We start from the raw sequence: 9,674 nt of genomic DNA, 5'->3' as shown, positions 1-9,674 counted from the left end.
CAGGAAGAAATCTCTTCCCAGACCGTTCCCGTAAAAACCGGCGAAATTATCGAGTTAAAGGTGGAGGAACCGCATATTTCTAACCCCAGCGACGGCATCGCCAGGTTGGATGGCTTTATTATCGACGTTGAGGGCGGCGGGGCGCTGGTCGGCGAACTGGTTTCCGTGGAGATTGTCAAGGTGCACCGCACCTACGCCAAGGCCAGGTTGGTGTAATTGAGAAGTGAGAGGTGAGAAGTTGGAGGTGAGATTTTATTCTTCTCACTTCTAACCTCTGTTCCAGTTTAGCACCCAACACAGGAGAGCAAGGTAATTTTGTTGACAAATATCTCAATTATGATAGAATATCTAAATGTAGGTGTCTTTTTGCCTACCATACCGCTCAGCAGAGGTCTTTAAAACCCGGTGACCCGGTACCTTGATGGCGAGTCCTAAAAGACGGGGAGGTGTAGGTATGTATGCAGTTGTAATTACCGGTGGTAAGCAGTACAAGGTTCAGGAAGGTGACACCCTGTACATTGAAAAGCTGGAGGCCGAAGCAGGCCAGAAGGTTGAGTTAACTGATGTTCTGCTGGTGGAAAAGGACGGTCAGGTGAAGGTTGGCACTCCCAAGGTGGAAGGCGCCAAAGTAATTCTGGACGTAGTGCGCCACGGCAGAGGCAAGAAAATCATCGTATTCAAGTATAAGCCCAAGAAGAATTACCGCCGTAAGAAAGGCCATCGCCAGCCTTTCACCCAGGTGGTTGTTGAAAAAATTGAAGCTTAATTTTATCCGGTCACCAATAGGGAGGTGAGACTTTATGGCTCATAAGAAAGGTGTAGGTAGCTCTCGTAACGGTCGTGACTCACAGGCCAAACGACTTGGGGTAAAAGAAGGCGACGGTAAATTTGTTACCGCCGGCAGCATTCTGGTAAGACAGCGTGGCACTAAAATTTACCCCGGTGTCAATGTTGGTCGCGGTGGCGACGACACTTTGTTTGCCAAAGTTGACGGCATTGTTAAATTTGAGCGTAATGGTCGGGATAAGAAACAAGTAAGCATTGTGGTTCCCGAAGTTGTAGCTCAGTAACTTTGAAAACCAGCCTGCAGTACAGGCTGGTTTTTTAATGCCTCCACCGGGAGGAAAATAAATCCAAATCGTCGAATATAAATTATTATTACGGTTTCGAAAGGAAGTATCACCAATGGAAATCAAAGGCCTTCTGGAAGTGATTCAAGTACAAAGGCATGACTTTTTAAATCACTTGCAAGTGATATCCGGCCTGCTCCAGTTGAACAAAGGGGAACGGGTAAGGGATTATATCAACCAGGTCTGCGGCGACTATGAGCGGCTGAGCAGGATTACCAGGCTCAAATCCCCGGAAGTCAAGGCGGTTTTGCTGATTGCCAATAACGAAGCCGCCAAATGCCAGGTAGACTTTGTGATGGATATTGAAACGAACATGGCTTCCTTGGCTGTGCCGGGCCAGGTGGTGGGAGCCGCCCTAGAACGCTGCGTTAAGCAAGCCTTAAAATTTCTGTCGCCGCCTGAAGTGATAGACCGGCGCATGAGCTTGACCATCAGCGAAGGCGAAAGAAAAATTACCGTCAAATTGGGCTTCCCGGGAGTCCCGGCGGAGGTGGTCCAGGATGCTCAGGAACAAATGGTGTTATCCGAGGCGCTGGCACCATACAAAAGCAGTACCAAGCTGGCGGTGACAGAGAAAGAAGCAGAAATCTACATGATATTTCCCAAAAAATAGGCTTAGGAAGGGCAAGACGGTAAATAATACTGTTGGGTGATGAACATCAATGTTTTATGACAGGGCGAAAATTTATGTTAAAGGCGGCGACGGCGGTAACGGTTGTATTGCCATGCGCCGTGAAAAATACGTGCCCTTCGGGGGCCCCTGGGGCGGCGATGGCGGCCGCGGAGGAGACGTCATATTTGTAGCGGACGAAGGGCTCAACACGCTGCAGGACTTCCGGTACAAAAAGCACTTTAAGGCCGAGCGCGGCGGGCATGGTATGGGAAAAAACATGAACGGCCCCGCCGGGGAAGACTTGACCGTCAGGGTGCCTGCCGGCACCGTGATACGGGAGGCTGAGACCGGGCGTCTTATTGCCGACCTGGTGGAAGACGGGCAGCAAGTCATCATTGCTAAAGGAGGCCGGGGAGGCCGGGGCAATGTGCACTTTGCCTCGGGTACCAACAAGGCACCCAGAATCGCCGAAAAGGGCGAACCGGGAGAAGAACTGTGGGTTGAGTTGGAATTAAAACTCATTGCGGACGTTGGGCTGATCGGCTTCCCCAATGCGGGAAAATCCACCTTTATTTCAATGGTTTCGGCAGCCAAACCCAAAATTGCGGACTATCCCTTCACCACCCTGGTGCCCAACTTAGGCGTGGTTTCCGCAGGGGACGAGCGCAGTTTTGTGTTGGCTGACATACCCGGGCTCATTGAAGGAGCCTCCCAGGGGGTGGGCCTGGGCCATGAATTTTTACGTCATACCGAACGTACCCGCCTGCTCATCCATGTGGTGGATACCGCCGGCACCGAGGGCCGGGACCCTGTGGAAGATATTAAAACCATCAACCGAGAACTGGAGCTCTACGATTCCCGGTTAGCCCAAAGACCGCAGATCATCGCGGCCAATAAAATGGACATAACCCCTCAGGCCGAAGAAAATCTGGTCCGTATCAAAGAAGAATTCAGTGGGCAATATGAGATCTTTCCCATCTCTGCGGCCACCGGTCAGGGGCTGGATAAGGTGATACAAAGGGTAGTCAGGCTGCTGGAGGAACTGCCGAGGGTTGAACCGGAACAGCCGGAGGAAGAACGGGTGACGGTCTTTACGCCGGAGGACCGGTTCAACATCAAACGGGACATGGACGGCAACTGGCGTGTCACGGGCAAGGAAATTGAACGGCACGTAGCCATGACCTACCTGGAAGAGGAAGAATCGGTGGAGCGCCTGCAGAGGATTATGAAAGTGATGGGCCTGGAGCAGGGGTTAATTGACGCCGGGGTAAAAGAAGGCGACATTGTGCGCATTGGAGACTGGGAATTTGAATGGACTCAGTAATCCGGCCAGGGAGATCACCATCCCGCTGCCGAAACTGGTGGAAGCAACATTCCTGGAAAGAAAAAACCGTTTTGTGGGGTTGGTGGAAGTGGCGGGGCAAAGGTACCCCGCCCATGTTCCAAGCTCCGGCAGAATGAAAGAACTGCTCTTTCCGGGCAATACCGTCTACGTAACCCCCATGCCAAGGGATATGCGGACCAGATACCGTATTCACCTGGCCCACTACGGGGAAACACTGGTGTCCGTGGATTCCCTGCTGCCCAACCGGCTCATGCAGAAGGTGCTGGTTAACGGGGCACTGGAGCAATTTTCCGGTTACCAGGAAATCAAAAAAGAAGTAGGCTATGGAGAAAGTCGCTTTGACCTCTATCTAAAAGGGGATACCGGCAGGTGCCTGATGGAAATAAAATCTGTCACCCTGGTGGACGAAGGGATCGCCAAATTTCCCGACGCCCCTTCAGAACGGGGCGCCAAACACCTGCTGGAACTGGCCCGTGCGGTGGGTGAGGGCTTCCGGGCAGCGGTAATTTTTGTGGTGCAACGGGATGATGCCGTCCTCTTTTCCCCCAACCATGCCACCGGCCCTCACTTTGCCCAATCCCTGCACCTGGCCGCCGCTGCCGGAGTTGAGGTTTATGCGCTGGCCTGTGAGATTACCAGGAGTGCTGTCAGGTTAAAGGATTACCTGCCGGTTCAGTTATAAGATAAAGGGAGTTGAGAACATGAAAGAAGATGTTAAGTACAACGATTACCTGAAAGAACTGTTGGAGCAACTGCCCAAAGGCGCTTTTCTGACCGTAAAGGACGAGGATAAACTCAACACCATGACCATTGGCTGGGGAACCATCGGCTTTGTCTGGCAAAAACCTGTCTTTGTGGTGATGGTCAGGAAGTCCAGGTACACCTATCAACTCTTAGAAAGCGCCAAAGAGTTTACCGTAAGCATACCCCTTAGGAAGGAACTCAAGAAAGAACTAGCCCTGTGCGGCACCAAATCGGGCCGGGAGCTTGATAAATTCAAAGAAGGCAACCTCACCCCCGAACCTGGAAAAGTGGTTAATACCCCTGTTATCGGTGAATGCGATTTACACTACGAATGCAGGGTGATTTACCAGCAGTCCATGGAACCCGCCCTGGTGGCCGAAAACATTAAAAAGCTGGCCTATCCCAAAGGAGACTACCATGTCATGTACTATGGCGAAATTGTGGCCTGTTATGTGAAGGAGTAGGATTATAATTTAAAGGTAAAAGGATTCTTAATTTCCAAAAACCTCACCATTTAAGGTGTGGTTTTTTGGTTTTTCGCCCGGCATGTCTGCCGAGTCGATGGGTTGAATGTTCCCTATTTTTTGTAAAGGACCAACAATTTTGGACACCCGAAATGCACATTTCAGACAGCCATATATCCTTTTTAGACAATATTTATAAAGGTAATTTAATATATCCTCCGACAACTCAGTGTCTGGATCATTCTGGTCAAATAAAGATAATACATTTACTTGAATTTTGAGAGGAGGAGACTTATGAATCAAGAACAGCAACCCGTAGTCAACCAGTATGACCCTGAAATAATTAACCGCCTGAAAAAAGAAATTACAAGCGATTTAAAGGCATGCCGTGAGTGGCAGGAAAAATATTACGGTGAAATGGCGGAATATAACGAAGATTATGCGGGATATCCACCGGGTTTTGGCTATGGCAAGGGGTATGGAAGACGAGCCGGAGCAAGAATGCCCTACGGCAGGCGGTCTCCGGGATATGGCACGGGCATGGGTATGGGAATGGGTCCCGGCAGGTACTATGGCTGGTGTCCTTACCCGCCACCGGCACCCACGTACAAGTACCGGAGGCGGCCGGAGTTTGATTATGACTGGCGGACAGACCGTGAAGAATATGACAACCAGCGCTATATGATGCTGCTGCGAAGACAACTGCAAAATGAACTGGGCGCCATTGAAAAAATCAACCGGCGGCTGAGTCAAGTAAGAGACCCGCAGGTACGCCAGCTGCTTTGTGATTTATTACAGGAAGCCTCCCAGCAGGGGATGGATATCACGGAGCTAATGCAGAGTTTGAATATGAATAACCCTCCCGGTTATGGCGCCTCTATCCTGGAACGGATCACCGGACTTAGGGGAGTTGACCGCCGTAGCTTCGGCTGGGGTGCCGGTGCAGCATTATTAGGGTTGCTGCTGCTGCCTTCGCTGGGCAAATCCCTGCGCCCTTTGGCCCGTAAGGCAATGGAAGAAGCCATGGAGATCACCGAAAGGGCACAAGGTGTTTTTGCCCAGGCCAAAGAGGAATTTGAAGACATTGTAGCGGAGGTCAACTTTAACAAAATTAAAGAGTCCATAGCCACCCAAGCAGGTATAGTGGACAAGGAACCTCCTGCAAAATAAACAGTAGGCTATTTTAAAGGCGGTGGTTGATTGACCAGTACTGATGAAATAACAACACATCTCTCCAATGTGCTGGCAGAACTGCGCAAAGCGGTCGATGCCAGTGTGGAAATTCGGTCTCGCAGCAAAGCGGATGCCAAAGCAGTGGCCATGATCTAGGAAAGCTTTCTCGGGGCCTTCATCGGATACATCATGAAAAAGGGCCGGGAAACCGGCCAGAATTTACTGGCGGACATTTCATTTCGCAATATTTGGCGCAGGTAAATCGTATAGAATATCTCACTAACAACCCCACCCGTTGCGGTGGGGGTTAAAACTATTTCTTTACCCATTGTGTTTATCTTTGAGGAAATCTAAAATCTCATGAATCTCTTGCAGCATTTTATCCCTGTCCCTGTTCAATACACCGGCCAAGGGAAGCAAATTTGAGATATGGTCACTGCGAAAGATACAAGGGTTTGCAACCCGAATATGGCAAATCAATTCTTTTAACTCTACCATCGTTTCGTAGGGCGTCAGAGGTAAAAAATCGCCGCGGTCCGCAGCTTCTTTTAGCGTGGTACCGTCATATAACGTTAACGTAAGTGTACTCAACATAGTCGGGCTGATGTGGCTGATAACCCGGGCGGTGCCTGTGGCGTGCCGATAACTGCCGGTTTTCCCCCCGAGACCCAGAATCACCATGACAGAAAGTTTGATCCCCGCGGCAAGCACCTTCCTCCCGGCGGCAACCATTTCAGCCGCGCCCACCCCTTTATTGATCCCCGCAAGGACTTCATCATCGCCGCTTTCCACACCCAGGTAAATGATTTTCAGTCCGGCCTCCTTAAGTGCTTTTAATTCCTCAGGCGTTTTTCTGAGGATGTCCTTGGGACCTCCATAGCAGGTAACGCGGGTAAGTTTGGGAAAAGCCTCGCGCAGCCCGGCTAGGATGGACAGCAGTTTTTTGGTAGGAAGCACCAGGGCATTGCCGTCACCCAGAAATACCCTTCTTATATCAGGGGAACGCTGAGCAGCATTTTCAACAATACAACGAATTTCCTCCAACGGGCGGGTGCGAAATTGAATGCCGCGATACATGGCGCAAAAAGTGCAGGCGTTATGCGAGCAGCCCAGCGTAATCCGCAAAATAAAACTATTGGCCTCACTGGGCGGACGGAAGACCATTCCTTGCGCATGATTCAGCAACATTGCTTCAAACCCCCCGTAGATTTATAGAATTGCTGAAAATTATCTTACCATAGTTTTCGCTTAAAAGATTACCGAACTGCACACTGGGTTTTATTTTTAAACTTTTGAGATAAGGGATGCACTCCGCCCCGTCCTTTTACAATCAACTCATTAAACCTTTATTTACATCTGTAACATTCTTCTAACCGGATTATAAAAATTCCCTAAAGAAAATCCACCGGCAATTTAACAATTGCTGTTTAAAATGAATATCAGATATTTCAAAAAGGAGGTCGTTCATCTTGAAACGCATTTCTCAAAAAAGTATCGCTTTGGCCCTGTCCCTGTGCATGTTCCTCAGCATGTTCCTGTGGATCGGGCAGGTCCCGGCCGAAGCCGGCAAAAAGGCCAAAAACGTAATTATTTTAATTCCCGATGGCATGTCTGTGGCCGGTACAACCCTGGCCAGATGGTACCAAGGCGGCACTCCCCTGGCCATGGACGAAATGGCCTGCGGTTTGGTCAGAACCTATTCCGCTGATGCGCCCATTGCAGATTCCGCTCCCGCCGGCACCGCCTTTGCCACCGGACATAAATCTCACACCGGTTACGTGGGAGTTCTCCCGGATGTAGCCAACATGCCCGGTTTAGCTCCCATTGCCAAAGGGGATGAAAAGAAACCTGTGGCCACCATCCTGGAAGCGGCAAAACTGGCCGGTAAGGCAACCGGCTTGGTGGCGACTTCCGAGATTATGCACGCGACCCCTGCGGATTTTTCTTCTCACTTTCCCAGCCGTAAAAACTACGATGACTTAAGCGAACAGCAGGTTTATAACCGCATTGATGTGGTGCTGGGCGCCGGATCTAAATTCCTCAGCCCGAAGGGAGAAAAGACAAGACTGATTTAATTTCCATTATTAAAAACTTGGGTTATAACTATGTAACAACCCCTGAAGCCATGAAAAACTCAAAGTCCGATAAAATCTGGGGGATGTTTTCTCCCACCAGCTTAAGCTATGATATGGACCGCAACCCCGCCGAGCAGCCAAGCCTGGCTGAAATGACTGCCAAAGCTATCGAAGTGCTATCCAAGGATAAAGACGGCTTCTTCTTAATGGTAGAAGGCAGTAAAGTTGACTGGGCTGCCCATGCCAAATGATCCCATTGGTGTAATCAGTGACATCCTGGCCTTTGACAAGGCAGTAAAAACAGCATTGGATTTTGCCAAGAAAGATAGAGATACGGTTGTCATCGCTGTAACAGACCATGGCAACGGCGGCATCTCCATCGGCGACAGAGCCACCACCAAGACCTATGACGAAGAGCCCCTCTCCGCCTTTATCGCTCCTTTAAAGAAAGCGAAATTAACCGGCGAAGGCTTGAGTCCAAGTTTAATGCCGACAGGAGCAACATTAAGGAAGTCATGGCCACTTATTTCGGCATTACCGATTTAACGGAAGAAGAGATCAAAACCATTAAAGAAGCAAAAGCCGGCAGCATGAATTATGCCGTTGGTCCTATCATCAGTAAACGCGCTCATATCGGCTGGACCACCGGCGGTCACACCGGCGAAGATGTGGTGCTGTACGTTTATGCTCCCGGTAGTGTTGAACGTCCCACAGGAGTGATTGAAAATACGGATGTAGCAAGATACATGGAGAAAGTTCTTGGGGTAAGCCTGGACGAAGTTACGAAAAAGCTCTTTGTTGATGCAAAGGCTGCCTTTGAAGCCAAAGGCGCCAAGGTTGAAAAAGCAGACGACGGAAACGGAAACTTTAGCCTGGTGGTTATAAAGGGTTCCACGAAAGTCGAACTGCCGTTCAATACCAATATCGCCATTGTGGACGGCAAAAAAGTTGAAATGAGCGGCTTAATCGTAGATAACGGTGTGAAAACCTATGTACCATCAGAAGCTGTTAATTTAATTAAATAATTGACTGTATATCAAGCATTTAAGATGGCCCTTGAACCGGAATCGGGGAAGGGCCATCTTTATTAATTTACAAGGCTAGCAGGATTTAGTAAATTATAAATAGGTCTTTGAACCAGTGATCCGGTATTTCATTAAGAGCTTGGGGAGTAGGTATATGGATAATTGTCGTATCGCCCTTTTCGTAAATTTGCCTGTTCCTGAAATTGATAAAGAACTGCAGCAAGTTGCAGACATGCTGCTGGCAACTTTGGATATGCGGGACAATACCACGGGACAGCATTGGGACCTGCACAGGAAGACTTAAAAACCTTATACATTGTTGGTATTTTTTTCTTTTAACGCAGGACATTCATAAAAAGTATAAATTACCACTTGCAACATGAAAGTAAATATGGTAACATAACAAATGTCGCCGCAAGGTGGTACTTAAAATTACCAGTTGATAATTCGTGTTATCGTGGTAAGATGAAGTTCCGTCGCCGATGAGGCGGTGTAAAAATTACCAAAAAMTTTCACTTGAAATGCAAGTGAGGGTCATGGTAAACTAAGATTCCGGTCGTGAGGCCGGGCTAAAAAATGGTCTTTGAAAACTAAACAGTGGATGATGGATGCAAAACGGTCAAGTCAAAAGTCAGCGTAAGCTGAAACTGTGACGACCACATTTGAATCCTCGTCAAGCGTTAAATAACGCTAGCGAGTAATTCCTGAATAAGTAATAAAGAGCTAAATCAACTCTTCACCCTAACGGGTACGCGAAAACATTTCATATTTTATGGAGAGTTTGATCCTGGCTCAGGACGAACGCTGGCGGCGTGCTTAACACATGCAAGTCGAACGGAGATTAGAAGGAAGCTTGCGAATTCTAAACTTAGTGGCGCACGGGTGAGTAACGCGTGGATAACCTGCCTGGTAGACCGGGATAACAGCTGGAAACGGCTGCTAATACCGGATACGCTTAAGGGAACGCATGTTCTTTTAAGGAAAGCAATCGTGCTATCAGTGGATCCGCGTCCCATTAGCTAGTTGGTGGTGTAAGGGACCACCAAGCGACGATGGGTAGCCGGCCTGAGAGGCGACCGGCCACACTGGGACTGAGACACGGCCC

Annotated in this window: 13 protein-coding genes, 1 rRNA gene and 1 pseudogene; 14 read left to right on the top strand and 1 reads right to left on the bottom strand. The window is 49.1% G+C overall.

Annotation, left to right across the window (positions count from 1 at the left end; genetic code table 11):
* The 9 genes from P378_RS11050 to P378_RS23000 all read left to right on the top strand — a co-directional run.
* Positions 1 to 216, top strand: a 216-nt coding sequence (locus tag P378_RS11050) for a TRAM domain-containing protein (protein WP_143338472.1), incomplete at its 5' end; no start/stop codon positions are given.
* A gap of 238 nt (positions 217 to 454) precedes the next feature.
* Positions 455 to 766, top strand: coding sequence for a 50S ribosomal protein L21 (gene rplU / locus P378_RS11045; protein ID WP_099083290.1), 312 nt, complete (start codon positions 455 to 457; stop codon positions 764 to 766).
* Positions 767 to 800: 34 nt separating this feature from the next.
* On the top strand, positions 801 to 1,070 hold the full coding sequence (gene rpmA / locus P378_RS11040; RefSeq protein WP_099083289.1) for a 50S ribosomal protein L27: 270 nt from the start codon (positions 801 to 803) through the stop codon (positions 1,068 to 1,070).
* Between the two features lie 115 nt (positions 1,071 to 1,185).
* The gene (locus tag P378_RS11035) at positions 1,186 to 1,743 is read left to right on the top strand and encodes a Spo0B domain-containing protein (protein WP_099083288.1); all 558 of its coding nucleotides are present in this window, start codon (positions 1,186 to 1,188) and stop codon (positions 1,741 to 1,743) included.
* Positions 1,744 to 1,792: 49 nt separating this feature from the next.
* On the top strand, positions 1,793 to 3,067 hold the full coding sequence (gene obgE, locus P378_RS11030; RefSeq protein WP_099083287.1) for a GTPase ObgE: 1,275 nt from the start codon (positions 1,793 to 1,795) through the stop codon (positions 3,065 to 3,067).
* Positions 3,051 to 3,770, top strand: coding sequence for a DNA/RNA nuclease SfsA (sfsA, locus tag P378_RS11025; protein ID WP_099083286.1), 720 nt, complete (start codon positions 3,051 to 3,053; stop codon positions 3,768 to 3,770). Before obgE ends, sfsA begins: the two co-directional genes overlap by 17 nt.
* A 19-nt stretch (positions 3,771 to 3,789) precedes the next feature.
* Positions 3,790 to 4,296, top strand: coding sequence for a flavin reductase family protein (locus P378_RS11020; protein WP_099083285.1), 507 nt, complete (start codon positions 3,790 to 3,792; stop codon positions 4,294 to 4,296).
* Positions 4,297 to 4,590: 294 nt separating this feature from the next.
* Positions 4,591 to 5,466: a DUF5132 domain-containing protein gene (locus P378_RS11010; protein ID WP_099083283.1), complete on the top strand. Its 876-nt coding sequence runs from the start codon at positions 4,591 to 4,593 to the stop codon at positions 5,464 to 5,466.
* Between the two features lie 30 nt (positions 5,467 to 5,496).
* The gene (locus P378_RS23000) at positions 5,497 to 5,625 is read left to right on the top strand and encodes a hypothetical protein (protein ID WP_274378707.1); all 129 of its coding nucleotides are present in this window, start codon (positions 5,497 to 5,499) and stop codon (positions 5,623 to 5,625) included.
* 165 nt (positions 5,626 to 5,790) lie between these two features.
* Here P378_RS23000 and P378_RS11000 read toward each other — a convergent pair whose 3' ends face one another.
* Positions 5,791 to 6,657, bottom strand: a complete 867-nt coding sequence (locus P378_RS11000) for a radical SAM protein (RefSeq protein WP_099083282.1) — start codon at positions 6,655 to 6,657, stop codon at positions 5,791 to 5,793.
* Positions 6,658 to 6,986: 329 nt separating this feature from the next.
* Here P378_RS11000 and P378_RS22995 point away from each other — a divergent pair.
* The 5 genes and pseudogenes from P378_RS22995 to P378_RS10990 form a co-directional block, all read left to right on the top strand.
* A pseudogene (locus P378_RS22995) lies at positions 6,987 to 7,795 on the top strand (alkaline phosphatase).
* Positions 7,770 to 8,090, top strand: coding sequence for an alkaline phosphatase (locus P378_RS22985; protein WP_274378704.1), 321 nt, complete (start codon positions 7,770 to 7,772; stop codon positions 8,088 to 8,090). Before P378_RS22995 ends, P378_RS22985 begins: the two are co-directional and overlap by 26 nt.
* Entirely contained in the window at positions 8,060 to 8,569 is a 510-nt protein-coding gene (locus P378_RS22980; RefSeq protein ID WP_274378703.1) for an alkaline phosphatase, read from the top strand. The genes P378_RS22985 and P378_RS22980 overlap by 31 nt, the downstream gene beginning before the upstream one ends.
* 154 nt (positions 8,570 to 8,723) lie before the next feature.
* On the top strand, positions 8,724 to 8,873 hold the full coding sequence (locus tag P378_RS19605; RefSeq protein WP_180261067.1) for a hypothetical protein: 150 nt from the start codon (positions 8,724 to 8,726) through the stop codon (positions 8,871 to 8,873).
* A 465-nt stretch (positions 8,874 to 9,338) separates the two neighbouring features.
* Positions 9,339 to 9,674: ribosomal RNA gene (locus P378_RS10990) — 16S ribosomal RNA — on the top strand; the annotation flags it as partial.

Source organism: Desulforamulus profundi (assembly GCF_002607855.1).
The sequence above is the reverse complement of the archived record's forward strand: the minus strand, read 5'-3'. Positions and strand labels throughout refer to the sequence as shown.